At 62.5% G+C, this 26180-nt stretch carries 25 protein-coding genes and 1 pseudogene; 11 read left to right on the forward strand and 15 right to left on the reverse strand.

Annotation, left to right across the window (positions count from 1 at the left end):
- Nucleotides 1-3: 3 nt before the first annotated feature.
- Genes ACEN42_RS27255 through ACEN42_RS27275 form a run of 5 tightly spaced genes read right to left on the reverse strand, consistent with a single transcriptional unit; the run spans nt 4 to nt 3579 of the window.
- Nucleotides 4-366, reverse strand: coding sequence for a phenol hydroxylase subunit P4 (locus tag ACEN42_RS27255; protein WP_371883680.1), 363 nt, complete (start codon nt 364-366; stop codon nt 4-6).
- Nucleotides 367-389: 23 nt separating this feature from the next.
- Nucleotides 390-1979 carry an aromatic/alkene/methane monooxygenase hydroxylase/oxygenase subunit alpha gene (locus tag ACEN42_RS27260; protein ID WP_371883681.1) on the reverse strand — a complete coding sequence of 530 codons (1590 nt, stop codon included), beginning with the start codon at nt 1977-1979 and terminating at the stop codon, nt 390-392.
- A 25-nt stretch (nt 1980-2004) separates the two neighbouring features.
- Nucleotides 2005-2277 carry an MmoB/DmpM family protein gene (locus tag ACEN42_RS27265; protein WP_035499831.1) on the reverse strand — a complete coding sequence of 91 codons (273 nt, stop codon included), beginning with the start codon at nt 2275-2277 and terminating at the stop codon, nt 2005-2007.
- Nucleotides 2270-3277, reverse strand: coding sequence for an aromatic/alkene monooxygenase hydroxylase subunit beta (locus tag ACEN42_RS27270; RefSeq protein WP_371883682.1), 1008 nt, complete (start codon nt 3275-3277; stop codon nt 2270-2272). Before ACEN42_RS27270 ends, ACEN42_RS27265 begins: the two co-directional genes overlap by 8 nt.
- Nucleotides 3278-3309: 32 nt before the next feature.
- On the reverse strand, nt 3310-3579 hold the full coding sequence (locus ACEN42_RS27275; RefSeq protein WP_187604262.1) for a phenol hydroxylase subunit: 270 nt from the start codon (nt 3577-3579) through the stop codon (nt 3310-3312).
- Between the two features lie 450 nt (nt 3580-4029).
- Here ACEN42_RS27275 and ACEN42_RS27280 point away from each other — a divergent pair, with 450 nt between their 5' ends.
- A complete protein-coding gene (locus ACEN42_RS27280; protein ID WP_371883968.1) occupies nt 4030-5769 on the forward strand; it encodes a sigma 54-interacting transcriptional regulator in 1740 nt (579 codons plus the stop codon).
- Nucleotides 5770-5782: 13 nt separating this feature from the next.
- On the opposite strand, the gene ACEN42_RS27285 is transcribed toward ACEN42_RS27280, so the two are convergent.
- The gene (locus ACEN42_RS27285; protein ID WP_371883683.1) at nt 5783-6808 is read right to left on the reverse strand and encodes an AraC family transcriptional regulator; all 1026 of its coding nucleotides are present in this window, start codon (nt 6806-6808) and stop codon (nt 5783-5785) included.
- A 138-nt stretch (nt 6809-6946) separates the two neighbouring features.
- On the opposite strand from ACEN42_RS27285, the gene ACEN42_RS27290 reads away from it, so the two are divergent.
- The 3 genes from ACEN42_RS27290 (at nt 6947) to ACEN42_RS27300 (ending at nt 9611) form a co-directional block, all read left to right on the forward strand.
- Nucleotides 6947-7885 (forward strand): 3-keto-5-aminohexanoate cleavage protein, encoded by a 939-nt coding sequence (locus ACEN42_RS27290; protein ID WP_371883684.1) that lies wholly within the window; start codon nt 6947-6949, stop codon nt 7883-7885.
- A 47-nt stretch (nt 7886-7932) separates the two neighbouring features.
- Nucleotides 7933-9276, forward strand: a complete 1344-nt coding sequence (locus ACEN42_RS27295; protein ID WP_371883685.1) for an MFS transporter — start codon at nt 7933-7935, stop codon at nt 9274-9276.
- 71 nt (nt 9277-9347) lie between these two features.
- Entirely contained in the window at nt 9348-9611 is a 264-nt protein-coding gene (locus tag ACEN42_RS27300) for an SDR family NAD(P)-dependent oxidoreductase (RefSeq protein ID WP_371883969.1), read from the forward strand.
- On the opposite strand, the gene ACEN42_RS27305 is transcribed toward ACEN42_RS27300, so the two are convergent.
- Nucleotides 9601-10611 carry an IS30 family transposase gene (locus ACEN42_RS27305; RefSeq protein WP_371881115.1) on the reverse strand — a complete coding sequence of 337 codons (1011 nt, stop codon included), beginning with the start codon at nt 10609-10611 and terminating at the stop codon, nt 9601-9603. The genes ACEN42_RS27300 and ACEN42_RS27305 overlap by 11 nt on opposite strands.
- Nucleotides 10612-10677: 66 nt before the next feature.
- Here ACEN42_RS27305 and ACEN42_RS27310 point away from each other — a divergent pair.
- Together ACEN42_RS27310 and ACEN42_RS27315 are read left to right on the forward strand one after the other, a co-directional pair.
- Nucleotides 10678-11148: pseudogene (locus tag ACEN42_RS27310) on the forward strand (SDR family oxidoreductase); the annotation flags it as partial.
- 33 nt (nt 11149-11181) lie between these two features.
- Nucleotides 11182-11973, forward strand: a complete 792-nt coding sequence (locus tag ACEN42_RS27315; RefSeq protein ID WP_371883686.1) for an SDR family oxidoreductase — start codon at nt 11182-11184, stop codon at nt 11971-11973.
- Between the two features lie 194 nt (nt 11974-12167).
- Here the strand turns inward: ACEN42_RS27315 and ACEN42_RS27320 are convergent, their stop codons facing one another.
- The gene (locus ACEN42_RS27320; protein ID WP_035499921.1) at nt 12168-12392 is read right to left on the reverse strand and encodes a DUF6900 domain-containing protein; all 225 of its coding nucleotides are present in this window, start codon (nt 12390-12392) and stop codon (nt 12168-12170) included.
- A gap of 321 nt (nt 12393-12713) precedes the next feature.
- On the opposite strand from ACEN42_RS27320, the gene ptsP reads away from it, so the two are divergent.
- From ptsP to ACEN42_RS27335, 3 genes are all read left to right on the forward strand, one after another.
- Nucleotides 12714-15248 carry a phosphoenolpyruvate--protein phosphotransferase gene (gene ptsP, locus ACEN42_RS27325; protein WP_371883687.1) on the forward strand — a complete coding sequence of 845 codons (2535 nt, stop codon included), beginning with the start codon at nt 12714-12716 and terminating at the stop codon, nt 15246-15248.
- Between the two features lie 13 nt (nt 15249-15261).
- A complete protein-coding gene (ptsG, locus tag ACEN42_RS27330; RefSeq protein ID WP_371883688.1) occupies nt 15262-17037 on the forward strand; it encodes a PTS glucose transporter subunit IIBC in 1776 nt (591 codons plus the stop codon).
- A gap of 106 nt (nt 17038-17143) precedes the next feature.
- Nucleotides 17144-18046 (forward strand): DMT family transporter, encoded by a 903-nt coding sequence (locus ACEN42_RS27335; RefSeq protein ID WP_371883689.1) that lies wholly within the window; start codon nt 17144-17146, stop codon nt 18044-18046.
- Nucleotides 18047-18070: 24 nt separating this feature from the next.
- Here ACEN42_RS27335 and ACEN42_RS27340 read toward each other — a convergent pair whose 3' ends face one another.
- The 4 genes from ACEN42_RS27340 to ACEN42_RS27355 all read right to left on the reverse strand — a co-directional run bounded on the left by ACEN42_RS27340 (nt 18071) and on the right by ACEN42_RS27355 (nt 20768).
- Nucleotides 18071-18352 (reverse strand): DUF3325 domain-containing protein, encoded by a 282-nt coding sequence (locus ACEN42_RS27340; RefSeq protein ID WP_371883690.1) that lies wholly within the window; start codon nt 18350-18352, stop codon nt 18071-18073.
- Nucleotides 18349-19926, reverse strand: a complete 1578-nt coding sequence (locus ACEN42_RS27345; protein ID WP_371883970.1) for a PepSY-associated TM helix domain-containing protein — start codon at nt 19924-19926, stop codon at nt 18349-18351. The genes ACEN42_RS27340 and ACEN42_RS27345 overlap by 4 nt, the downstream gene beginning before the upstream one ends.
- A gap of 47 nt (nt 19927-19973) precedes the next feature.
- Nucleotides 19974-20261 carry a DUF3649 domain-containing protein gene (locus tag ACEN42_RS27350; RefSeq protein WP_371883971.1) on the reverse strand — a complete coding sequence of 96 codons (288 nt, stop codon included), beginning with the start codon at nt 20259-20261 and terminating at the stop codon, nt 19974-19976.
- A 255-nt stretch (nt 20262-20516) separates the two neighbouring features.
- Nucleotides 20517-20768, reverse strand: coding sequence for a hypothetical protein (locus tag ACEN42_RS27355; RefSeq protein ID WP_371883691.1), 252 nt, complete (start codon nt 20766-20768; stop codon nt 20517-20519).
- Between the two features lie 118 nt (nt 20769-20886).
- On the opposite strand from ACEN42_RS27355, the gene ACEN42_RS27360 reads away from it, so the two are divergent.
- Together ACEN42_RS27360 and ACEN42_RS27365 are read left to right on the forward strand one after the other, a co-directional pair.
- On the forward strand, nt 20887-21567 hold the full coding sequence (locus tag ACEN42_RS27360) for a dihydrofolate reductase family protein (protein WP_371883692.1): 681 nt from the start codon (nt 20887-20889) through the stop codon (nt 21565-21567).
- Between the two features lie 144 nt (nt 21568-21711).
- Nucleotides 21712-22434: a DeoR/GlpR family DNA-binding transcription regulator gene (locus tag ACEN42_RS27365; RefSeq protein WP_238211419.1), complete on the forward strand. Its 723-nt coding sequence runs from the start codon at nt 21712-21714 to the stop codon at nt 22432-22434.
- A 73-nt stretch (nt 22435-22507) separates the two neighbouring features.
- On the opposite strand, the gene ACEN42_RS27370 is transcribed toward ACEN42_RS27365, so the two are convergent.
- Genes ACEN42_RS27370 through ACEN42_RS27380 form a run of 3 tightly spaced genes read right to left on the reverse strand, consistent with a single transcriptional unit; the run spans nt 22508 to nt 26153 of the window.
- Complete coding sequence (locus ACEN42_RS27370) at nt 22508-23569, reverse strand: ABC transporter permease (RefSeq protein WP_371883693.1); 1062 nt, start codon at nt 23567-23569, stop codon at nt 22508-22510.
- Nucleotides 23566-25095: a sugar ABC transporter ATP-binding protein gene (locus ACEN42_RS27375; protein WP_238211417.1), complete on the reverse strand. Its 1530-nt coding sequence runs from the start codon at nt 25093-25095 to the stop codon at nt 23566-23568. Before ACEN42_RS27375 ends, ACEN42_RS27370 begins: the two co-directional genes overlap by 4 nt.
- A 53-nt stretch (nt 25096-25148) precedes the next feature.
- Entirely contained in the window at nt 25149-26153 is a 1005-nt protein-coding gene (locus tag ACEN42_RS27380) for a substrate-binding domain-containing protein (RefSeq protein ID WP_371883694.1), read from the reverse strand.
- Between the last annotated feature and the right edge of the window lie 27 nt (nt 26154-26180).

The following is a 26180-nucleotide window of genomic DNA, read 5'->3' on the forward strand; positions in this document are numbered from 1 at the left end:
GTTCTAGCTGCACGATCCGCCGATGCCCGTCAGACCCGGCGTGCGAAAGCGAATGACCGCCTTGTGACCGAGTCCGTTTTCGCCGATGCTCCTGTCGAAATCGGGCGTGAACGCCTCGCCGGACCTGAACCATTCGATGGCCCGAACATCGACCTTTTGCCAGTCCGGATGCGAGGAATACATTGCCGGAAGCACTTCGTCGATGAGCGCCCTGAACGGCGTCGCCGCTTCGACGGGAATGCAGTGCGGCGCGCAGAACATCAGATGATCCTCCCAGCCGACGAAGAGCAATTGCTTGCCGCGATAGTTCTCGACGCGGTCCCTGATCTCGCCCGTATAGCCTTCCTTCAGCGCGATGACTGACATGATTCGTCTCCTGTGTGGTGTCTTTACGCGGCGTCGCGATGTGCCTCGGGCGCTTCTTCGCCGCCGTGGCTCGGCTTGCCGGTCCAGCGCAGCCAGTTCCTGCGGTCGGGCGAGTCCTCGAACTCGTGGCCGTCCTCGCCCACGTTGATGTGGTAGTAGCGCAGCACTTCGAGCATCGGATCGAAGCCGGGCGCGCCTGGGTCGGCGTCTTCGGCGAAGCAGTTGCCCTGATAGATCTGCTGCACCGGCATCCATGCCTGCACGTACTTCTCCGGCTCGTTGTCGAAGATGTCCTTGCAGCCGTCCGAGCAGAAGTGAAACTTGTTGCCGAGGTAATCGCTCTCGCGGTAGCAGATCTTCGTCGGGTCGTCGGGCTCGGTGAACGCCATCGGAATCTGGCAGGTCTGACACAGCATCGGCAGGGTCATGTTGTAGAAGCGTCTGCCCGCCTGTTGCTCTTCGCGCCAGTGTTCGAGGCGCGGGCGATAGAGCCGGTCGAAGGTGTCCGGATATTTTTCCGCGAGCCACTGCATCTCGTCTTCGGACGGAATCCACGTATGCATCGCGGCGGCGTGCGTGTAGTTGTAGAAGATGCCCCACGCCTCGTGCGAGAGACGGTCCTTCTCCTTCATCGCCACGTCGTGATACTTCGGCATGCGGATGCCGTAGCGTTCGAGATCGTGAAAGAGGGCGCCGCCGTTCTTCTCGAAGTAGGTTTCCCACGCCTCCTGCCACGACATGATGCGCTTGGGGAGCATGTAGTCCATCATCATCGCGACCAGCGTGAGCAGGCGATAGCCGCGCCAGAACCACTTGTCGATCCACTTCTGGATGATCGGCACATTGCCCGGGTCCTGCTCCAGCAGGAACTTCACGACTTCGAGACCGAGCGTCATGTGGCGCGATTCGTCGGACTGTGCGGAGAAGCCGAAGGTGACCGTCGCCATGTCGCCGTTGAAGGCCGCGCCGGACATGAACGGCATGAAGAGCAGGTTCGTCAGCACGTATTCGAACGAGAACGAGATGGCGGTCACGAACTCGAACGGACCGGCGCTCATCGCATCCTCGAAGTACGACTTCGGCACCGACAGATACCACACGCGATCATGCATGTGCCTGAAGTCGTGAAAGCCGTTGAAGTACTTGTTGTAGTGGCTGATCGTATGCACCTGCGTCTGCGCATGACGCAACTCGTCGACTGCCTGCATCTGGCACGCGATGCGCGCGCCCGCGCCGCGGAAGTTGCGCCCCGCGAGCGCGAAGCCGCGATGCGCCGCGTATTCGAGCGGGCTCACGCCGGTCAGAAAGAGCTTGAGCGCGTTGATATAGCGCGGGTCCGTGACGTTGAACTGGCCGTTGTTCTGCTGGAAGGCGTCGATGATCGCGTACAGCTTGCGTTCCTTCTCGCCCTGATACTTCCAGTAGGCGTCCATCGTGAGGCGGAACGGGTCTTCCCACTTGTCCCAGTCGTGCACCTTGATGCCTTCGAAGCGGTCATAGGGAAAGACCTCGTCCATCGGCTGATAGGTGGTCTCCCAGCCGAGGCCGCGTGTGAGCATCGCGTAGTTTTCCTTGATGCTCAGCTTCTTCGGCGCAGATTGTGGTGTGCTCATTTGCTTGACTCCCTTATGTTGCCGCTCAGGCTTTCCATTCGAGGATGAATTCGTCGTCGGTTTCGTCGATGTTGCCGCCGAGCGAAATCAGGTTCAGTTGCAGTTCGCGCAGGTCGAAGTCGCGGCCGATCAGCGCTTCGATCGATTCGCGCCGGATGACGAGCCTGCCGACGGCATCGATCTTGACCATCGCCGGAAACGCGTTGACGACCGCATGCGGGTTGTCCGCCTGAATCGCCTCGATGATCGGCCGCGAATCGTCGTTCGCCTGGAACGCGATGAATACGGAATCAGCCATGACTCACCTCCACGCCCTGTTTCGCGATGCGCGCATCGAACGCCTGTGCGATGGCTTCGAGCGCGTGATGCGCGTCGTCGTCCAGCGCTGCGATCGCGAACGGCTTCAGTGCCTCGATCACCGCGGCGCGCCACTTCGCGATCCATTGCCCGAGCAATGCCGCATTGGCGGGCGACTCCGCGGCCGCGGTCTTGATGGTCGCGTCGACCCAGCGGCTCGTTTCATCGAACCAGCTGCTCGCGAACTCGTTGAGCATGCCGAGCCCCGGACCGTGCAGACGCGTGATGCGCTCGTCGATGTGGCGGTACACGAGCGGATACAGCAGGCCGTCCATCACGACGTTCTGCGCGACGAAGGTCTCGAACCAGTCCCGCACGACCATCGTGTCCTCCACGACGCGCCGCAGTCCCTGCCACATCGGATCGTCGAGCCAGCGCGCCTTGCCTTCGACGAGCGTCGTGCCCTGATTGCCGTCCAGCGCGAGCCCGATGCGCGACAGGTATTGCGCGATGCCGAGCCGGTCCATGCAATGGAACATCGTCGCCTGCGTGATGGCCGTGCCCCAGCCGTAGCCCGTCACGAAGCAGTTGTTCGTGTTGGCCGCCCATTCGACGTGGCGTAGCGGCACCATGAGCGACGCGATGTGCGCCTTCGCCTCGTCGGAGAGATCGGAAAGAAGACGCCGCCTCGCGACGAACTCGAAGTTCTTCTCCATCGCTTCCTGCTGCCTTGACCGGGCGATGGTGTACGCACCGTAGTAGTACTGACGCGGGTCCTTGAACGCATACCAGTCGTTCATCACGATGGCCGTGCGGCCTTTGTCGTAGAGCTCGAACTCCGGCTGCCACAGCGGACGATAGTGAAAGTTGACCTCGGGTTGCAGGTCGAAAGTCGCTTCCTGATAGCGCGACGCGGGCTTGTCCGCGCCGAGCCGCCGCGCGACGTGCGAGAAAGTCTGCCGTACCTGCTCGACGGCCGACGTCTTGATGTCGATCTGCATTCCTCACTCCTCTGGTTTGACTTCGTGGGGGATCATTCGGAGAGTCCGGGCTGGCCGTAGCGCCACTTCGCCTGATCGATGTCGAGCTGCGCGCCTTCGTCGCGCGTCAGATAGGTCACGCGATTCGCGCGGCAGAACGACTGAAATTCGCGCAGCGGCATCACGAGCTCGACGCTCAGTTCAGGATCGCCGATCGAAAAGTCGAACTCGACGAAGCCGTCGTCCCTCTGCTCCCTGAAGCGCACATAGCGCCGGGTGATGTCGAACGCGCGCGGAGGCCGCGCATAAGCGGGCAGTGACATCGCTGTCTCCTTGGTTTTCGTCTACGTGGCCGGCCTTTCATCGATGATTTGATCGGGAACCGGCGTGCGCACCCTATAAGGCAACACGTGTGCCAATCGTGGAATGCAGACGGAGCAATGGCGTCGTCGCGCGACGGCGCGAGCCTTGTGCGGCGGGCGCGCGAGGCATCGAAGCCTTTTCCGATGCGCGCTTTCCTGCCCGTCGGCGCACTTTCCCGAGTCGATCAAATGCTCGAAACGCGCGTGATTGGCTGCGTGGCGGGTTCATCAAATCCGTATCAGGGAACGCCCCGATAGCGCCGCTGCCGCCGTCCGCGAACCGGGTGGCAGAGCATTGCGCGCCACACGCACATCGCCTATCGTGGTGCCATGAAAACGAGCAGACAGCAGGAGACAACCGCAATGCCACGCCGCGAGAAAGCGTCTGTGAATGCGCAGGACGGCATGTCGATGGTCGCGCCCAAGGGCGCCCCGGTCGATAGCCTTCGCTATCCCGACATCGCCGATCTGATGTCGCGGCTGCACTTCTCTCCCGGCGACGGCCGCATCTGGCTCGACGAACAGCGCATGCTGCTCGTGCATACCGGCGCGATGGGCTCGATGCGCCGCGAACTGATCGAGAGCCTCGGGATCGATGCCGCGCGCGGCCTGCTCACGCGCATGGGCTACAACTCCGGCGCACGCGATGCCGAACTCGCGCGCCGCGTGCGCCCGGAGAACAGCATCACCGAGATGTTCGCGGTCGGGCCGCAGTTGCACATGCTCGAAGGCATGACGGTGGTGGAGCCGGTGCGCCTCGAAATCGACGTCGAGCGCGGCCAGTACTACGGCGAATTCATCTGGAAGAACTGCGCGGAAGACGAGGAGCACGTGCGCATCTACGGCATCGGCGCGGAGCCGGTTTGCTGGACACAGCTCGGCTACGCGGCGGGCTACACGAGCGTGTTCATGGGTCGCCCGATTCTCTATCGCGAAGTGGAATGCCGCGCGCTCGGGCAGGCGCATTGCCGAATCATCGGCAAGCCGGTGGAGGAGTGGGGCGAGGAAGCCGCCGACGATCTGCGCTTCATGCAGGCGCAGGCCTTCACGCAGGGGCTATCGGCGAACAGCGCGGGCGGTCAGGGCGCGTTCGGCGACGAGAACATGGTCGGCGCTTCGCCCGGATTCAACGCGGTGTGCCACATGATCAGGCGCGTCGCGGGCACGCGCGCCACCGTGCTGTTCCTCGGCGAGAGCGGCGTCGGCAAGGAAGTGTGCGCGCGCACCTTGCACAGGATCAGCAAGCGCAGTGAAGGCCCGTTCGTCGCCGTGAACTGCGCCGCGATTCCCGAAGCGCTCGTCGAATCGGAGCTCTTCGGCGTCGACAAGGGCGGCTTTACCGATGCCACGCAAAGCCGCCCCGGACGCTTCGAACGCGCGCATGGCGGCACGCTGTTTCTCGACGAGATCGGCATTCTCAGCATGACCGCGCAAGGCAAGCTGCTGCGCGCGTTGCAGGAAGGCGAGATCGAGCGCGTGGGCGGCACCGAGACGCGGCGCGTGGACGTGCGCGTGGTCGCCGCGACCAATCTCGACCTGCGCGACGAGATTCGCGCGGGGCGCTTCCGCGAAGATCTGTATTTTCGTCTGAACGTGTTTCCGATTCGCGTGCCGTCACTGCGCGAGCGGCGCGAGGACCTGCCCGTGCTGCTCAATCACATGCTGCGCAAGTATCGCGAGCGGCACGAGCGCAACGTCACCGGCTTCACGCCGCGCGCGCTCGATGCGCTCCTGAACTATGGCTGGCCGGGCAATATCCGCGAGCTGGAAAACATCGTGGAGCGGGGCGTGATCCTCGCGAACCATGACGGCGCGATCGATATCGGCCATCTCTTCACGAGCGGCGAGAGCATCGAGACCGGGACATTCGGTATCGGCGACGATGGCTCGCTGACGGCTTCGCGTTCCTTGCTCGCGCAAGCGGGCGAAACGGCTGGCGACGAAGTCGATCGCGTCACGCGCAAGGTGAATAGTCTGTTGCTGGGAATCGGCGGGGACGTCGAGCCCACGTCGCTCGATGACATTGAAACCGCGTTGCTGAAAAGCGCGGTGCAGCGGGCGGACGGCAACCTCTCGGCGGCGGCTCGTACGCTCGGCATCACGCGGCCGCAACTCGTTTATCGCCTGAAGAGCCGGGGATTGCGTCTTTGAAGACACGCGCCTCTCAATGACGCAGTTCCTCGGTTCCTTTGCCCGTCCAGCGTTTGAGCGCGCGGCGGAAATTCGCGGCATCGCTGAAGCCGAGCAGCATCGCGACGTCCTCGGTGCTCATCTTCGTCGTTTTCAGATATTCGAGCGCGAGCGAGCGTTTGACGTCATCCACAATCGCCTGAAACGACGAGCCTTCTTCGTCCAGTCGACGCCTCAGGGTGCGTGAGGTGAGATGCATCGACCTGGCAACGGTCTCCATGTCGGGAAACGATCCGGGCGTGGCCATCAGGCATTGATACACCTCGCCCGAGACGCCGCTCGATGTCTTCGCCTGTCCGATCAGACGATCGCAAGTCTCTTGCAGCAATGTCGTCGTGAGCGGGTGGGCGAGTTGGGGCTTCCGGTCGAGAATGGCGCTGTCGTAGATCAGTTCGCATTGATCCTGATCGAAGAGACATTCGCAGCCGAGATAGTCCGGGTAGATGGCCGCGTGCGCGGGCGCGGGATACGAGAAGCACGCTTTCATCGGCGGGCAGACACCGCCGGCGACGTCCTGAAGATGCGTCACATGCTGGGTGTATTGCTGCTCGATGATGAACTCGCGCAGTTCGCGCGACGGGCTTGAGACGAACGCGTCAGGAAATGTCCAGACCATGCGATCCGGATACTCCGTCCATTCGATTGCGACGGTCGGCGTGGCGAGCCTGTGATACTTCACGCCGAGCTTGAAGTAGTCGCGCAACGACAGACACGACATCAGCGCATAGCCATACATGCCGTAGGCGGACAGATGCAGCTTGCGTCCGACCCTGAACGGCGTATCCGGCTCGCAGCCAAGCGACACGGCGTTCCGGCAGACGGTCGCGTACTGTCCGACGGACGTGAGCACCGACGCGTCCTGCAGATCGGCGACCGTGACGTCCGAGCCGCTCAGGCTGTCCTCAGGCGCGATTCCCTGTTCCGCAAGCACTTCGACGAGCGCGGCGATCTTGTAAGGCGCGAACATACGTTCGTTCAGCGGAGGTCGGAGGGCGGCCATGTTTCTATTGTCCTGTGAGGACTCGCGAGTGTCCGAAAAAGACCTTTTCCGGAAAATACTATCTCAATAAGATCTCAGTCACAAGGCGCCGTTCCGACCAGGAATTGCGTCGAACAGAAACGGAGACGAGGGATCTCGATGAGCGATTCAACCCGCAAGGTCATTATTTCGTGCGCCGTCACCGGCGCCACGCATGTTCCGACGATGTCGGAGCATCTGCCGATCACGCCCGCGCAAATTCGCGACGAAGCGATCCAGGCCGCCGAAGCGGGCGCGGCGATCATCCATCTCCACGCACGCGACCCCAACGACGGCCGTCCGACGCCCAACCCCGACATCTTCCAACAGTTCGTTCCCGCCATCGCGGAGGCGACCGATGCGGTCATCAACATCACGACGGGCGGCAGCACGCGCATGACGCTGGAAGAGCGGCTCGCTTATCCGCTGCGTGCGGCGCCCGAGATGTGCTCGCTCAATATGGGATCGATGAACTTCTCGATCCATCCGCTTGCGTCGAAAGTGACGTCATGGCGCTACGAATGGGAGAAGGGGTATGTCGAGGGCATGGAGGACATGATCTTCCGGAACACCTTCAGGGATATCAAACACATCCTTCTCGAACTGGGCGGTAAAGGAACGCGCTTCGAGTTCGAATGCTATGACCTCGGGCACCTCTACAATCTCGCGCATTTCGTGGATCAAGGCTTGATCAAGCCGCCGTTCTTCATTCAATCGGTGTTCGGCATTCTGGGCGGCATGGGCGCGGACCCCGAGAACATGACCGTGATGCGCGCAACGGCAGACCGCCTCTTCGGACGCGAGAACTATCACTTCTCCGTGCTCGGCGCGGGCCGTCACCAGATGCCGCTGGTTACGATGAGCGCCATTCTCGGCGGCAATGTCCGCGTGGGGCTGGAAGATAGCGTGTACATCGCAAAGGGCGTCAAGGCCGAGTCGAATGCGCAGCAGGTGCGCAAGATCCGCCGAATCCTCGAAGAGCTGTCGTTCGAAATAGCATCGCCTGACGAAGCGCGCGCGATGCTGGGACTGAAGGGGCGCGACAAGGTTACACCGTAAGACCTTCAATATTCATAGACGGGGCGAAGACCCATCCCGGAGACAAAATGAACATCACCGACGAACTCGACAAGCTGCACCGCATCGCCACGCACAAAGCGATGCGGCGACTCATTCCACTCATGTGCGCGATCTACTTCATGTCGTTCCTGGATCGCACGAACGTGGCTCTGGCGAAAGCTCAACTGGCAATCGATGTGGGCATCAGTGCTGCCGCATATGGATTAGGTTCGGGCATTTTCTTTATCGGCTATGCCTTGCTCGAAGTGCCCAGCAATCTGGCTGCGCATCGCGTCGGGCCGCGTCGGTGGATCGCGAGAATCGCGGTGACGTGGGGCATTCTCTCCACCGCGATGATGTTCGTTCAGGGCGAGTGGTCGTTCTACGTTCTGCGCGTGTTGCTCGGCATCGCCGAGGCGGGGCTTTTCCCGGCGCTCATGTATATGGTCACGCTGTGGTTCGCACCGAACGACAAGCCTGTCGTCGTGGGATGGATCTACATCGCGCCTGCGCTTGCACTGATGCTCGGCAGTCCGCTCGGCGGAGCGTTGATGCAACTGAACGGCCTCTCTGGCCTTCATGGCTGGCAATGGATGTTCATGATCGAAGGCATTCCGAGCGTGCTCGTCGGCATTCTGCTTTTTTTCAAAATGCCGGAGCGTCCGCGCGACGCCCGCTGGCTGTCCGTCGAAGAGGCTCAGGCGCTGGAGTCGCGCGCAGCCGCCGATGCGCAAGGACATCCGGAGCTCACGTCTTCGGACTGGATGGCCGCGTTGAAGCGTCCCACAACCGTTCTGATGGGCCTGATCTACTTCCTCAACCAGGTGGCGTTCGTCGGACTGTACTTCTTTGCACCGTCGATGATCCAGCAGATGCACGTCAAGTCGCCACTGCTCGTCGGCGTGCTTGCCGCGAGCGTCGGCCTTGGCTTTCTGCTGGGCGTGCTGATCCTTCCGCGGATTCATCGGCGCTACGGCAATGACTGCGCGTTCCTTGGCATCCTCACGATGGGACTCATTGCCGGCGCGTGCGCGTTCATCGCGACTTCCACCCCGGCAGCGCGCATGACGCTGCTTGCGGTCACCGCATTTTTTGCAGGGGGTGTGTTGCCGTCGTACTGGGCCATTGCGATGAAGCGACTGCACGGCATTCAGGCGGCGGCAGGTCTCGCGTTCATCAATACGATCGGGCTGATCGGCGGATTCGTCGGACCTTACCTGTTTGGATTGGCGGAAACCTTCACAGGACGTAGCGATTCCGGCTTTTACATCATTCTCGTGGCGTCGTTGCTCGGCTTGCTGCTCGTGCCATTGTTTGCAAAGGCGATACGCCGCGAGACCGAAGCGCTGGTGTCGCCTGGCAACGGCAGTGCCGCCGGAATGCAATCCTGAACGATCGATAAAAAAATGGAAAAGATGAGACTAAAAGAAAAAGTAACGCTGATCACGGGTGCGGGGCAGGCATTGGCGCCGCCACCGCTCGCAAGTTCGCACAGGAAGGTGCGACGGTCGTTGTGTGCGACGTCAATGAGGCGTCGCTCGAGGAAGTGACCGAGACGTGCCGGAAAGCGGGTGCAGAAACAGCGGGATACTGCATCGACATGACCGACAGGCTCAGTGTGGACGAAGTGGTCGCGAGCGTGATCAGGCGCTTCGGCCGCATCGACGTGCTGGTGAATAACGCAGGGCGGTTTCAAGCCGAAGTGCAACAAGGGGTTAATGTTTAGCGTCTTGAGGTTGACTTGCTGAGGCGAGCGTGGCGGCGAAGACCTCGAACGGTGAATGAAACGCGTGAGTTGCGCGCGGCCGGTTGTTCAAGCTGTCGGCGATAGCATCGAGTTCGTCTTGTGTGTAGACCGAGAGGTCGGTTCCCTTAGGTAAGTACTGGCGCAACAATCCGTTGGTGTTTTCGCAAGTGCCGCGTTGCCACGGGCTGTGCGGGTCGCAGAAGTACACGCGCACGCCGGTGGCCGCGGCGAGTTCCTGATGGCGCGCGAGTTCCTTGCCCTGGTCATAGGTGAAGCTCTGGCGCAGGGGTTCAGGAATCGAATTGAGTTTGGCCGAGAAGCCCGCCAGAGCTGAGGCGGCCGTAGCATCCTCCATCTTGGCAAGCAACACCAGGCGGCTGGTGCGCTCAACCAGTACGCCAACGGAGGATTGGTTGCCGGCGCCTTTTATAAAGTCGCCTTCCCAGTGTCCAGGCAGCAGGCGGTCTTCGATTTCGGGCGGGCGCACGTGAATACTCACCATCTCGGGAATCTGCCCGCGTCGGTCTGTGCCGCGTGTGCGGGACATACGGGTACTGTGGCCGTGGCGCAGGCAGGCAATCAACTGGCGGCGCAGTTCGCCGCGCGGCTGAGCGTAGATAGCCGTGTAGATGGTTTCGTGCGATACGTGCTGGGTCGGGTCGGTCGGATACATTCGCCTAAGTGTGCCCGATATCTGCTGGGGCGACCACTTCCAGTCCAGCAACGTGAGCACAACCCGCCAGCGAACGCCCTGCGTGCAAAGCTTGGCGGGGCCGCGCCCAGCGCTACGGCGGGCGGCGCATAGTGCTTGAGCTGGCACGGATGCGTAGCCAGCAGGAGAGCTGTTGCGCGTCAGTTCACGGCTCACGGTGGACGGCGAGCGACCGAGCATTCGGGCCATGGCCCGAATGCTCACATCCTGCAGTCGTAGGCTTGCGATGGCGAGGCGTTCTTCAGGTTGAAGATGCTGGTATGAAATAGTTTTGTCGGGCATTGCAACACCTTATACGAGATAGGTGTTGCACCTCGCTTTTGAGGCCGCCCAGGCATTACGCGCGACGCGCGGCTCCAGAAGATGACGCTAGATCAATTCGACGCGGTGATCGACGTCAATCTGCGAGCCGTCTTCCATGCGAGCCAGGCCGTCGTGGAAGGGATGGTCGCGCGGGGCTCGGGCGTCATCCTGAACGCGAGCTCTGTCGTTGGCATCTATGGGAACTTCGGTCAAACCAACTACGCCGCATCCAAATTCGGTGTGATCGGGTTCACGAAGACATGGAGCCGGGAGCTCGGGCCCAAGGGCATTCGCGTCAACGCGGTCGCTCCGGGGTTCATCGACACGTCGATTCTGTCGACGATTCCCGAAGACGTTCTGCACAAGATGCGCGAACAGGTGCCGCTCGGCCGCCTTGGCGCGCCGGAAGAGGTCGCCAGCGTCTACGCGTTTCTGGCGAGCGACGAGGCGAGCTACATCAATGGTGCCGTGATCGAAGTGTCCGGCGGCATGACGCTCTGACATCCTCGATATCGAAAGTCCAACTTTGCCGATATGAATACTTTTGAATTGTTGAAGCCGCAGCCTGGTCTGCGGGTGTTGATCACTGGTGCGGCCTCGGGCATCGGCGCCGCGATGGCGCAGGCGTTCGTTCAGGCCGACGCGCACGTCGTCATCTGCGACATCGATGCGGTGGCCGTCGAAGCATTTACATCGACGAGCACGTCGCTGCATGGCTGTGTCGCGGACGTGAGCGACTCGAGCCAGGTCGATCAGGTCGTCGCGTTAACCGAACGCACGTTGGGCGGCCTCGATCTGTTGATCAACAACGCCGGGATTGCAGGACCGACAGGGGCCATCGAAGATATCGACGAGCAACAGTGGGCGGACACGGTGACGACGAATTTGAATGGACAGTTCAAATTCCTGCGCAGGGCGGTGCCGCTCATGAAGGAGACATCTCGGAGTGCGGGCATCATCACGATGTCGTCCGTCGCGGGACGGCTCGGTTACGCGTTCCGCACTCCCTATGCGGCGACGAAGTGGGCGCTCGTGGGGCTCACCAAATCGCTGGCCATCGAATTGGGGCCCAGCGATATTCGCGTCAACGCCATTCTGCCGGGCGTCGTGCAGGGAGAGCGGATGGATCGCGTGATCGCCGCGCGGGCGGAATCGCTTGGGATCACGGTAGATGCGATGCGGGATGACTACCTGAAGAAGATCTCATTGCGTCGCATGGTGACGATGCAGGACATCGCGGCCACGGCGCTTTTTCTTGCTTCGCCCGCTGCCCGTAATATCACTGGACCGTCGATCAGTGTCGACGGGAATGTCGAGTATCTTTGAGTCGTTGGATCGGCGCCGTTGTTCAGATGCAATCGGCGCTGCGGATGCTTTAATTGACATAATGTAAATTAGCGCATTTTTGTTTCTAGGTCCCAAGTTCAAATGTCCGCTTCTAGCCAAGACAGATGCAGCGGACCAAAGCACGGACCGCTGCATGCGGCGCTATCCGCCCGCACAAATAGCGCACACCTAATTCACGCGCAATGTCCCTTCGCGCGCTCGGCACGCGTCACCGTATGTCCAACAAGCAGACCGAAATCATAGGCGCGTTCGAGCGCGCGCCCGATGTCCTCGACACGGCACATGCGTATGTCGGCGCTGGGCTTGCCCATCGGATCGAATGATTGAATGCCAAGCTCGTCGCGTGCGATCGTCAACAGCGGCTCCCAGTAGGCTTCGTTTTTGTTGCGGTAGATCATGATGCGCGCTCCTTTTGCTTGCATTTACTAGTTAACTAGATTAATGCGATGCGGGCGCGCGGCCTGCGGCGGATCGCCGCGATTGGAGCATGGTCTCTAGAAACTACCGATGCGCTGCGAAACAATAGCGCGATTTTCGCCGTCATTGCTCTCGGAACGAGAACGCGGCGTTTCAGAATCCGAATCAATGCGCGCATCGCCCCACAAACAGCGTGCTTTTGCGAACGCGCATTCATTCGGTCAGCGAATCACGAAGCCGTTGCCTATGATTTACCTCAGGCCGGTTTCAGCTCATATCGTCAAGGAAAAGGAGTCGTTCACGTGAAAGCTCCTCAACGTTTGGCACGAATCGAGTTGATGGCGCCGCTCTCCGGCGTGATGGTGCAACTCGACACCGTGCCCGATCCGGTTTTCGCACAAAAGATGGTCGGCGATGGCGTGTCGATCGATCCGACATCCGACGAATTGCTCGCCCCCCTTCCCGGCACGATCACGCAACTGCATCGCGCGGCACATGCGGTCACAGTGACGGGAGAAAACGGCCTCCAGGTACTGATACATATCGGCCTCGATACGGTGATGCTGCGCGGCGAAGGCTTCACGCCGCTCGTCAAGGAAGGCGACTCCGTCACGACCGGCCAGCCGCTGATCCGTTTCGATCCGCTCATCGTCGGCGCGAGAGCCGTGAGTCTGCTCACGCAGATGGTCATCGCGAATGGCGAAGAACTCGTCACGCGCTATATGCCCGCGACGGGCCTCGTCACCGCAGGCAAGGACGTTGCGCTGGCGGTCGAGTTCGTCGGCGGCGCGCTTGAAGATGCCGGCGTCGGCGCGGCCGACGCGATCCGGTCCGACGAAGTCACGCTGCCGAATCCCCAGGGACTGCACGCGCGGCCCGCGGCGGTGTTCGCGGCCGAAGCGAAAAAGTACAAATCCGATATCCGCCTTCTGCGCGGCAGCGATAGCGCGAACGCGAAGTCCGTCGTTGCGCTGATGACGCTCGCGACGAAGTTCGGCGACACGTTGCGTGTCGAGGCCGCCGGCCCCGATGCGGGCGAAGCCGCGGCAGCGCTCGCGCGTCTGCTCGCGTCGGGTTCGGGCGAGAAGCCCGGCGATGCGCCCGCGCCGGCCGCGCCCGCAACCGAAGCGGTCGCGCCGAAACCCGCCGCGCCCGCCGATGCGAACGAATTCACCGGCGTATCGGCGTCGCCGGGGCTCGCGGTCGGCAAGATCGTGCAGTTCCGCCAGGAAGTCATCGACGTGGCCGAAGCCGGCGAATCGCCGCAACGCGAGCGCGCACGGCTCGACGCGGCGCATCACGAGGCCCGCCAGCAGATCGAGGCGCTGAAGGCGAAGCTGACCGATCCGTCGAAGGCGCAGATTCTCGATGCGCATCTGGAACTGCTCGACGATCCCGGTCTCAACGACACGGCCATCGGCGGCATCAGCGAAGGCAAAAGCGCGGGCTTCGCATGGCGGGCCGCGTTCGAGGCGCAGGCGAACAATCTGGAGAAGGTCGACAACTCGTTGCTGCGCGAGCGCGCGGGCGATATCCGCGATGTGGGCCGCCGCGTGCTGGCGCTGCTCGCGGGCGTGAAGCAGGCGCATATCGATGTGCCCGGCGAATCGATCCTGATCGCGGAGGAGCTGTCCCCTTCCGATACCGCATCGCTCGATCGCAGCAAGGTCCTCGGCTTCTGCACGACGACCGGCGGCGCGACGAGTCATGTGGCGATCCTCGCGCGCTCGCTCGGCATTCCGGCGATCTGCGGCATCGACGAAGATGCGCTGCAATTGCCCGACGGCACGCTCGTCGTGCTCGATGGCTCGCACGGCAGCCTGCGCCGCAATCCGAGCGCGGACGAACTCGCGAAGGCGCGCGAACGCATCGAGCGTCAGACGAAGAAGCGCGAAGAAGAAAAAGTCGCCGCGAGCAAGCGCGCCGTCACGGCCGACGGTCATCGCGTCGAAGTGGTCGCGAACATCCGCAATGCGCGGGAAGCGCGCGACGCGGTCGCGGCGGGCGCGGAAGGCGTCGGGCTGTTGCGCTCCGAGTTCCTGTTCGATAACCGCGACACCGCGCCGTCGGAAGACGAACAGGCCGCCGAATATTGCGCGGTCGCCGAAGCGCTCGGCCGCGAGCGTCCGCTCGTCGTGCGCACGCTCGATGTCGGCGGCGACAAGCCGCTCTCCTACATGCCGCTGCCGAAGGAAGACAATCCGTTCCTCGGGCTGCGCGGCGTGCGCGTGAGTCTCGATCGTCCCGACATGTTCCGCACGCAATTGCGCGCCATTCTGCGGGCCGCATCGATCGGCAATCTGCACATCATGTTTCCGATGGTCGCCGCGATCGAGGAAGTGCGCGCGGCGAGGCGGATTCTTCAGGAAGAAGCCGGCGATCGCATCGGCGATGTGAAAATCGGCGTGATGATCGAAGTGCCGTCCGCCGCGCTGATCGCCGAGCCGCTCGCGCGCGAAGTCGATTTCTTTTCGATCGGCACCAACGATCTGACGCAATACACGCTCGCGATGGATCGCGGGCATCCGAAGCTCGCGAAGCAGGCCGATGCGCTGCATCCGGCGGTGCTGCGTCTCATCGGCATGACGGTCGAGGGCGCGCACAAGCACGGCAAATGGGTCGGCGTGTGCGGCGGCATCGCATCGGATGCGATGGCCGTGCCGGTGCTCGTCGGGCTCGGCATCGACGAGCTATCGGTCAGCGTGCCCGCCGTCGGCTCGATCAAGGCGCAACTCGCGCGCCTCACGATGGACGAAGCGCGCACGCTCGCGGCGAAAGTCATCACGCTCGGCACGGCCGAGGAAGTGCGCGCCCTCCTCGCGCCCTACGCAGAATAAGCGGAGACCCTTCATGTTCAAGAATGCATTCGGCGTGGTGCAGAAAGTCGGCAAGTCGTTGATGCTGCCGGTCGCGGTGCTGCCGGTCGCGGGTTTGCTGCTCGGCCTCGGCGCGACCGATTTCCACGGCTACGTGCCCGCGATCATCCTCGAGTTGATGAAGAACGCGGGCGATGTGATCTTCGGCAATCTGCCGCTCATCTTCGCGATCGGCGTCGCGCTCGGCTTCACGGAAAACGATGGCGTATCGGGCATTGCGGCGACCATCGGCTATCTCGTGATGACGGCGACGCTCGGCGTGATCGCGAAGGTCGAAGGCGTCGAGACCAGCCTGATCATGGGCATTCCATCGATCCAGACAGGCGTGTTCGGCGGCATTCTCGCGGGCGGCCTCGCGGCGTGGATGTTCAATCGCTATTACCGGATTTCACTGCCGGCGTATCTCGGCTTCTTCGCGGGCAAGCGCTTCGTGCCGATCGTGACGGCCATCGGTTCGATCGTGCTCGGCGCGGTGTTGTCGGTCGTGTGGCCACCGATCGGCGGCGTGATCAAGGCGTTCTCGCAATGGGCGGCGGTCTCCGATCCGCGCACGGCGGCAACGGTCTACGGCTTCGTCGAACGTCTGCTGATTCCGTTCGGCCTGCACCATATCTGGAACGTTCCGTTCTTTTTCGAAGCGGGCAGCTTCCTCGATCCGACGACCGGCAAGGTCGTTCATGGCGACATCAACCGCTTCTTCGCCGGCGATCCCACCGCGGGCATTCTGTCCGGCGCATTCCTGTTCAAGATGTTCGGCCTGCCTGCCGCGGCCATCGCGATCTGGCATTGCGCGAAGCCGGAGAAGAAAGTCGCGGTCGGCGGCATGATGGTGTCGGCGGCGCTGACGTCGTTTCTCACCGGCATCACCGAGCCGATCGAGTTCGCGTTCCTGTTCGTCGCGCCCGTGCTGTATTTCATTCACGCGTGTCTCGCGGCGTCGGCGCAGTTCGTCGCCAATACGCTGAACATGCACATGGGCTTCACCTTCTCGCAAGGCGCGATCGACTTTCTGATGTTCAACCTGATCGGCAACAAGGCGACGCACGCGTGGTACGTGTTCATCCTCGGGCCGATCTACGCGGCGATCTACTACTGCGTGTTCCGTTTCGTGATCACGCGTTTCAACATGAAGACGCCGGGACGCGAGGACGATACGGTGGCGACCGCGGCGCTGAGCACAGGCCCGGGCGGACGCTCGCGCGATCTCGTGCTGGCGTTCGGCGGTCGCTCGAACATCAAGAGTCTCGATGCGTGCATCACGCGCTTGCGGATCTCGGTGAACGATCCATCGCTCGTCGACGATGCCAGGTTGAAAGCGCTCGGCGCGGCGGGCGTCGTGCGCGTCGGCAATGGCGTGCAGGCGATCTTCGGGCCGTTGTCGGAAAACATGAAGACCGACATGCAGGAATACCTGAAGTCCGCGGGCAGCGATGCCGATTTGCCGGTGGCCGGCGTGGCGGCCGCCGCGACGGAAGCTGTGCCCGCGCCGGCTGCCGTTGCCGCGCAGGACACGGCGCAGCAGAAGGCGCGCGCGGAAAAGATTCGCGCGGCGCTGGGCGGCGCGGCCAATATCCTGAAGCTCGAACCGCTCGCGGCCACGCGATTGCGCGTCGCGCTGGGCGATGCATCGCGGCTCGACGGCGCCGCGTTGAAGGCAGCCGGCGTGCCCGCGACGCAAGCGCTTGCCAATGGCGAAGTCGATCTGATCGTCGGACTGGAAGCGGAAAATCTCGCGGGCGCGATGCGTTGAATCAGGCACGTGCGATCGACGGTCCCGTTTCGATGCGCGGCCGTCGATTCGGCATGCACGCGCGGCTATGCGATGATTCGAGGCTCCGCCACGATATTCTCGCGACATGCCTTCCACCGCCGTCACGCGCACGAGTCACCTGCCGCTAGCCAGCATCGGCTTCATCCTTGCGTCGATGCTGTGCTTCGCGATCGTCGACACGCTGGCCAAAGCGGTCGCGCTGCACTATCCGGCTAACGAACTCACGTTCTTTCGCATGGTGTTCGGCCTCGTTCCGGCGATTGCCGCGTGCTGTGTCGGCAAACGATCGCTGATCGATCGCGTGAAGCGTCTCGACATCAAGGGGCAGACGTGGCGCGCGCTCACGCTGCTCGGCGCGTCCGGCTTCTTCTTCGCGGGTCTGCCTTATATGCCGCTCGGCGAGGCAGTGGCGATCGCGTATTCGGAGACGCTGCTCGTCGTCGTGCTTGCACCGTTCATCCTGAAGGAACGGCTCACGGCGCGCTCGGCGGTGGCCGCGCTCATCGGCTTTATCGGCGTGCTGCTCGTCGTGCGTCCGGGTGGCGGCGAGTCGAACTGGCTCGGGCCGGTGTTGTTGCTGCTCAGCGCGTTGTGCGGCGCACTCTCGATCATCCAGATAAAACGCATTCGCCCGACCGACGATTCGCGCACCACGGTGCTGTTCTTCACGGCAGTGGGAACTGTCGTCAGCGCGAGCACGCTCCCTTTTAGCTGGAAGACGCCGATGCCCGACGCGCTCTTGCTCATGGCACTCCTCGGCGCATTGGCGACCGTCGGGCAGATTCTGATGACCGTCGCCTTCCGGCGCGCCGACGCCGGCACGCTCGCGCCGTTCAACTACACGAGCATCGTGTGGGCGGCATTGTTCGCCTACATCGCGTGGGGCGAGATCATTGCGCCGCTGTCGCTCGCGGGCATCGCGTTGATCGTCGGCAGCGCGATCGCCGTTGCGTGGCAGCGCAAGCTTCCCGAAGGACCGATTGCGTGAACGCGCCCGGCGTTCCACGGCATGTCAAGCCGTGGAAAACCGCTCATAAGCGATGAGTCCGCCATATACGAGCCCGGCCGCGAGACTCGTGCAGCCGCTATAGGCGACGAGGCCGAGCGCCCATCCTTCATTGCCGACGGTGAAGCGCAACGCGAGCGCGAGGCCGCACCACCCCGCGATGCGAAACCCGCGCGATTGCCCGGCGCGAAGCTCGCGCCCGAACAAGGCCATCTGATGGCGGTTCATCGAGACAGCCAGAAAGGCGAACGCCATCACGCAGAAAACGATGCTCAGGAGATGCGTCATGCGCTTTCCTTCTCGCGCTCGGGCATCGCGACGCGTGCGCCTGCAAGCTTGCCCGCGGGCTTCACGCGCGGACGATGCCGGGTCACGCGCCATGCCAGGGCCGCATGCAGCGCGGCGAATGCCCACATCGTCAGATCGAAGCCCGCGAAGACCCAATCGCCTTGCGCGACGCTTCGCCACAAAGGCCGGTCGGTGGTCAGCGCGTTGAGCACGGGCAGGAACGCGAGCAGCGCCGTCGCGAGCCACAACGATTCGATCCACGCGCGCTTTGCCGGACGCACGAACGCATGCAGCAAGGTCGCGCCCCACACGGCGAAGAACACGTTGATCTCGGCGTTATCGCGCGCGGCGAATCCGAGCGGCAGCAGACGATTGGCCCATAGAAAGCTCGTCATCGCGACGGAAAGCCCCGCGATGCTCGCGATATTCAAACGCTCGACGAGCCAGAAGCCGAAATGAGGCCGCGCGGGACCGGGTAGTTTCTGACGGCGCTTGACTGTCCACATCACGAGTCCGGTGCCGACCATCGCCGTGCCCGCGAGACTGACGATGAAGTACAGCCAGCGCAACTGCAGATCGCTGAAGCGTCCGAGATGCAGCGCATACAACACGCCGCGTGTTTCCGCCGCGCCGCCGACACTGTCCTTCACGTCGATGAGCTTGCCCGTCACGCCATCGAAGAGCATGTATTGCGGGCTCATCGATACGCGTGACGCCTCGCCGCGCGAGACGGCCACGCGCGCGGTGGTATCGCCGGGATTCGTGATCGTCACGCGGCCCACCTTGTCGCGGCCCCAGCGCGCCTGCGCTTCGCGCACCATCGCATCGACGGGCGCGAGGCCGGCCTTCTGTCCGGACGGCTTGCCGGGCTGAATGAACGCGCTCAGTTGCGATGTCATCGCCTCGCGTTCGGCGGGCGTTTTGAACGCGGTCTGCGCGCCCCACGGCATGTACATCGTCATCAGCGTGACGAGACCGGTGTAGGTGATCATCGCGTGAAACGGCAAGCCGAACACCGATAGCGCGTTATGCGCATCGAGCCACGAGCGCTGCCCCTTCCCCCATCGGAACGTGAAGAAATCGACGAAGATTTTCTTGTGCGTGATGACGCCGCTCACGATCGCGACGAGCATGAACATCGCGCACAGTCCCGCGAGCCAGCGGCCCCACAGCACCGGCATGTAAAAAAACTGAAAATGGAAGCGATAAAAAAATTCACCGCCGAGCGTCTCGCGCGCGCTCGTGCGCTGGCCCGTTACCGGATCGAAGCTCGCCGATTCGAATGTGCGCTTGCCTGCCGCCGCGCCCGGCGTGCGCCAGAACGAACCGATGACGCTCGTGCGCTCGTCGGGCAAGTCGAAGCTCCATTGCGAACTGCCCGCGGCGATCGTGCCGAGCGTCGCGGTGACGCGTTGCGCGACGCGCGCGGCATCCGGCATAACGCGCTGATGCGGCTGCTCCGGACGCATCCATTGCGAGGTTTCGTCCTTGAAGTAGCTGACGGTGCCGGTCAGGAACATCGCGTAGAGAATCCAGCCGGCTAGCAGGCCCGCCCACGTGTGCAGGTCGGACATGCTCTGGCGAATGCCGCGGGCTTTCGGTTCGGGATCGCGCGCGCGTTTCACGAGATGCGCCCTGCCGTCCATACGTTCGACGCGGCCAGCAACAGCGGCACGGCGACGATCACGAGACCTGTCCAAGCGCGCCGCGCGCTACGAACCGCGAACACCCAGATCACCGCGCACGCGTAGACGATAAAGCTCGCGAGCATGCCGGTCAGCACGGCTTGCGGCTTGCTCATCGGCAGCGCAAGTGCTGCCACGCTCGCGAGTGCGGCAAGCGCATAGCCGCCGAAGATCGCCGCGACGATTCGAGAGGCGAGCGGGCCGTGCCTGACGATCGCGCTCATTGATCGGATGCGCGTCGCCGCGTCTTGTGTTTCCACTGATTGGTCTGCGAATGGTTTGGCCGGAGGAACGTGCGCATCGATGGATGCGGGAGCCGGCGCGCCTGAAGAAATGCCTGACGTAAATGATAATAATTATCAATAACTCGGGACAAACTTGTCAAGCGGCGCTTAAAACCAGGTGATTACGAGTGAAGACGACGCGATGCGCCTTTCGGCGCATCGGAATATCGAGGATGAGCGTGTAGCAGGACCGGCTTACTCTTCGCCGGTCACCCATTTTTTGGTGGCGTGATAGCCGCGCTTCGAAGTGTCCGCGATGGCGTGACCCGCCGATTTCGCGCCGTCGCCGATTGCGTGCGCGGCATCGCGAGCCGCGTGGCCGGTCTGACGCCCTGCCGATTTGACATCTTCCTTGAATTGATGCGCGCCCGATTCGACGCTCGCATGCGCGAGCGGGCTGAGCGCCATCAGCAAGGCCGGAATGATGAGCAAGGTGTTCTTTTTCATATCGACGATTTTCGCACATCGCGATCATCGCGCGTCGACAGCGCTCGCCTTCGCTCTCCCCGGCGGCACGGCGCTTGCGCCGCCGATGCATCGAAACTCTTCACGCCTGGAGTAGACCATGCATATCGTCTGTCACATGATGTCGTCGATCGACGGCCGCAGCCTCACCGATAACTGGAATCTCGATTTCGCATCGCCCATTTACGAGGACACCGCCGCGCGCTTCAAGGCCGACGCGTGGGCATGCGGCCGCGTTACGATGCAGGAAATCTCGCACGGTAAGGATCGCGACTATCCACGCGGATTGGCGAAAGGCCCGATTGCGCGCACCGATCATTTCGCCAAACGCGATGCGAGTCAGTACGCGATTTCCATCGATCCGAAGGGACGCGTCGCGTGGAAGAGCAACACGGCGCTCGATTCGCACATCGTCGAAGTGCTCGCCGAAAGCGTCGAAGACGATTACCTCGCGTATCTGCAATCGATAGGCGTGTCATACGTGTTCGGCGGCAAGGACGATATCGAACTGAAGCGCGTCGTCGATACGCTCGCGCGCGAACTGAAGATCGGCAAGCTGATCGTCGAAGGCGGCGGCCATGTCTCGGGCGCGTTCGTGAATGCTCAACTCGCCGATGAGGTCAGCGTCCTCCTGATTCCGCTAGTCGATGGACGCGAAGCGCATACGTCGTCATTCGAAGTCGCGATGGACAAGTGGCAAACGCCCGCTTATCTCAAGCTCGAATCGATCGAAAAACTGGAACACGACGTCGTCTGGCTGCGCTACACGCGCAAGTCCTGACGTCTCGGGATTTACCCGCGCCGCGCCCGGCAAGCAGCTAAAAATGCGGCTTGCATTGTTATAATCCTTTCATCGAACGACCAAAACCTAACACAGCTCGCGCGACACGCCGCCACCAAGAGCGCGCCTCGTCGCGCCATCCCGATGGCCAAGAACGAACGCCTGCGCGCCCTTTCCGGCGCGCTCGAAAAACAGAGCGTCATGCGTCTGCGCGATGCGGCCGCATTGCTCGGCGTATCGGAGATGACGGTGCGCCGCGATATTGCCGCGCATCCCGGCCAGTTCACTTATCTCGGCGGCTATATCGTCAGCGCAGCCGATGTGCCCAACGCGGGCTACACCATCGAGGAAGAAAAGGATCATTTCGCGCAGGCGAAGGCGATCGCATCGAATCACGCGGCGCGTCTGCTCGTCGATAACGAAACCATCTTCATCGATTGCGGTACGACCCTGACGACGCTCGCGCGGCAGATTCCCACGGAGATGCATCTGACGGTCGTGTGCTATTCGCTCAATGTCGCGGAGATTTTGCGGCGCAAGCCGAATGTGCGCATGATCCTGCTCGGCGGCGTGTACGTGCCGTCGTCGGAATCATTCGCCAGCGACGAGAGCGTCGAAACGTTGCGGCGTATGGGCATCAACAAGGCGTTCATGTCGGCGGGCGGTGTCGATGAAGCACGCGGCGTCACGTGCTGGAACTTTCATGAAGTCGCGATCAAGCAGGCCGCGATGGCGAGCGCGGTGGAACGGCATCTCGTCGTCGATGCCAGCAAGTTCGGCAAGGTGAAGGCGGTGCGGTTCTCGCAGATTTCGGAGTTCGATTCGGTCATCACGGAGCAAGGCCAGACGCTTAAAAAACGCGCCTGATTCGTTCCGCTTAAAAACAGAAAGGCTCGTTCAGGATTTGAACGAGCCTTTTTTGTTCCGCTTTTTTAGAACGTTACTGCCTGCGTCCCAGCGCGAACAACGTCCCCGCGACCAGAATGAACGCGCCGATGATCACCTTCTGCCAGGTGCTCGGTACGCCGACGAGAATCAGCACGCTATTGATGAGCGTCACCAGCACGACGCCCAAAAGCGTGCCCACTACCGTTCCCGTGCCGCCCGTGATGCGCGCGCCTCCGAGAATCACGGCGGCGATCACGTCGAGTTCGGTGCCGACGAGATCGAACGGATTCGCGAGCCGATTGGTCGATACATGCAGAATGCCCGCGACGCCCGCCAGCAAGCCGGTATAGCCGAACACGAACAAATGAATCGCGCGCAGGTTGTAGCCGAGCCGTTCGGCGATGGCGAGCGAGCCGCCCATCGCATAGACGCCGCGGCCCATCATCGTGCGATTGAGCAGCCACCATGTCACGACCGCTGCGATCACGAGCGCGAGCACGGAGACGGGCAGCACGGCGCGCAAGCCGTCCGGCGTGTGATAGAAGAACAGCGGCAGGCGCCCGAACGTATCCATGCTATGCGGAATGTTCATGAAGAACTGCGTGCCGACGAAAGTCAGCAACAAGCCGCGATACAGATATTGCGTGCCGATGGTGACGATCAGCGAAGGCGCCTTAAGCCGATGCACGAGCATCCCGTTGATCACGCCGAGCACCACGCCGCCGATCGCGCCCGCAAGCAGGATCAGCGCGAACGGGCACTCGGGCCACCAAGCGAACACGGCTTTGGTGATCGAGTACATCGTCAGCGCGGCAATCGCCGTGAACGACACATCGATGCCGCCCGACGCCAGCACGACGAGCGTGCCGAGCGCAAAGAGCGAGACCGTCGTCGCGGAATGCAGCAGGTCGAACAGCGTGGCGAACTGGAAAAAGCGCGGGTTGATGCTGCCCACGACCAGACACGTCACCAGGATCAGCCCGAGCGTGAACCACTCGGGATTGCGCATCAGTCGCGCGTACAGGTTGCCCTTGCGCACACGCGGCGCGACTTCGGCCGCGTGCTGCGGCATCGTCTCGCTTCCCGTGCGGCGGATGGATTCGCTCATGCTCATGCTGCCTCTGAAAGTAGCGCGTGATAAAGATCGGCCTCGTTCAACCGGTCCGCGCGATATTCGTTCGCGACGCGGCCCTTCTTCATCATCAGAATGCGGTCGCAGTTCTGCAGCAACTCGGGCAAGTCGTCGCTGATCAGGATGATCCCGATGCCTTCCTTCGAAAGCCGCTGCATGATGCGATAAATGATGTCCTTCGATCCCACGTCGACGCCGACCGTCGGCCCGTGCAGAATCAGCACGCGCGGATCGATTGCGAGCCAGCGGCCGATCAGCACGCGCTGCTGGTTGCCGCCCGAAAGCGATTGCACGGGCTTGTCGACATCGGGTGTCGCGATCTGCAAGTCCTTCACCGTGCGCTCCGCAAGCTCCTGCGCGCGTTTGCGGTCGATCTGGCCGAATCGGTCGCGCAGGCTCGCGATCATCGCGGTCACGACATTGTCGCGAATCGGCTTGTCGAGAAAAAGCCCTTCATTCAGGCGGTCTTCCGGCACATAGCCGATGCGCTGCGCCTTAGCATCCGCGGGCGAATGCAGGCGCACACGCATGCCGTCGAGCGTCACCGTGCCCATGTCGGCAGGCGCGACACCCGCAAGCGCACGCGCGAGTTCGTTGCGGCCCGAATCGAGCAGACCGGTCACGCCGAGAATTTCGCCCTTGTGCAGCTTGAACGACACATCGGCGAACTGGCCCTTGCGGCCGAGACCTTGCACATCGAGCACGACCTGCGATGCGCCTTCTTCCCCTTGCGCGCGATATCGTTCTGTCGACAGATGCTTGCCCGTCATGAGCTCGCTGATCTGCGCCTTCGTGTAGTTTTCGATCGGCCCCTGCGCCATCTTCTGGCCGTCGCGCAGCACGATCACTTCGCCGCCGATCGCATAGCATTCGTCGAGCTTGTGGCTCACGAACAGCACGGCCACGCCGTCCGCGCGCAAACGTGCGAGCACGGCGATGAGGTTATCGACTTCCTTCTGCGTAAGCGATGTCGTCGGCTCGTCCATGATGACGAACTTCGCCTCGCTCGCAATGGCCCGCGCGATCGCGACGAGCTGACGCGTCGCGAGCGGCAACTGCTCGATGAGCGTCTTCTGAAAGTCCGCGTCGCCCGGCAAGCCGACTGCTTCGAGCGCGCGCGCGGCGGTTTCGCCAAGCGCCCGGCGATCGAAGGTGCGGGCGAGCTTGCCCGCATGTTCCGCGAGCTCGGAGGTCAGCGCGACATTCTCCGCGACGCTCATGTTCGGCAGCAGCGACAAGTCCTGATAGACCGTTTCGATGCCCGCCGAGAGCGATTCGAGCGGCGAGAGCTTCTTGTGACGCACGCCTTCGATCACGAGCTCGCCTTCATCGGGTGGCTGCGCGCCCGAAATGATCTTGATGAGCGTGCTCTTGCCGCAGCCGTTCTCGCCGAGCAAGTGATAAATCTGGCCGCGCTCGAACGCGAGGCTCACGCCGCGCAGCGCATAGACGCCGGTGAAGCGCTTGTGAATATCGACGACTTCGAGGAGCGGTGTCGTTGTGGTCATGTCTGTCCAGGGCAAGCGGCGCGCTCTTTTAAAAGCGCGCCGCGCGCGTCACATCAGAAGTTGTATTGCTTGTAGTTCGTCTTGTCGACGTCGACCCAGCCGGTGCCGCGCACGATCACGCCCTTGCCCGGGCCTTTCGTCACGCTGACCTTGTTGTAGCCGGTGATGCCGAGGTCCGCACCGTTCTGCACTTCCTTGCCGTCCACGAGCATCTGCGCGACCTTGTTCATCGCGAGACCGGCGAGCTTCGGATCCCAGAACGCGATGCCGTTGATCGCGCCGCTCTCCAGGAACTTGCCCGCTTCCGTCGGCAGGCCCGTGCCGTACACGCAGATCTTCCCGACCTTGCCCGCTTCCTCGACCGCGCGGCCGATGCCGATCACATCCAGCGACGACGAACCTTGAAAGCCCGTCAGATCCGGGTGCTTGCGCAGCACTTCCTTCGCGACCTGATACGCGCGTTCGCCGTCGTTGTTGGTTTCGAGTTTCGGCTCGACGAGATCCATCTTCGGATACTTGGCCTTCGCATTGCCGATGCCGCCGTCGGCCCATTGAACCTGCGAGCGCGAACCGAGCGAGCCGACCAGCACCGCCCATTCGCCCTGCTGACCCATGCACTTCGAGAGGCGCTCGTTCAGCCCCGCGCCGTATGCGGTGTTGTCGAAGGCTTCGATATCGACCATCGTGTTCTTGGCGTTGTCCGCTTCATGCGTGACGACCTTGATGCCGCGATCCATCGCTTTCTTGAGCGCGGGTTCGAGCGTCGGCGGATCGTACGGCACCACGGCGATCGCCGTGACCTTCTTCGCGATCAGGTCTTCGATGATCTTCAGTTGCTGTGCGGCGTCGGCGCGGCCCGGACCCGTCTGATATGCATTGATGTTCGGGTTCTCCTTGCCGAACTCCTTCACGCCCTCATCCATGCGATTGAACCAGTTGATGCCGGTCACCTTCACGACCGTCACGATGGTTTCGTTCGTCGCGGCTTGCGCCGCCGCGATCGCGCCCGCTGCGAGTGCAATCGCCGTGAGCGCGGTGCCGAATCTGTTGAGCTTCATTGCTTGTCTCCTTTATTTCGATTGGTC

Source organism: Caballeronia sp. S22 (assembly GCF_964261745.1).
Classification (GTDB): Bacteria; Pseudomonadota; Gammaproteobacteria; order Burkholderiales; family Burkholderiaceae; genus Caballeronia; species Caballeronia jiangsuensis.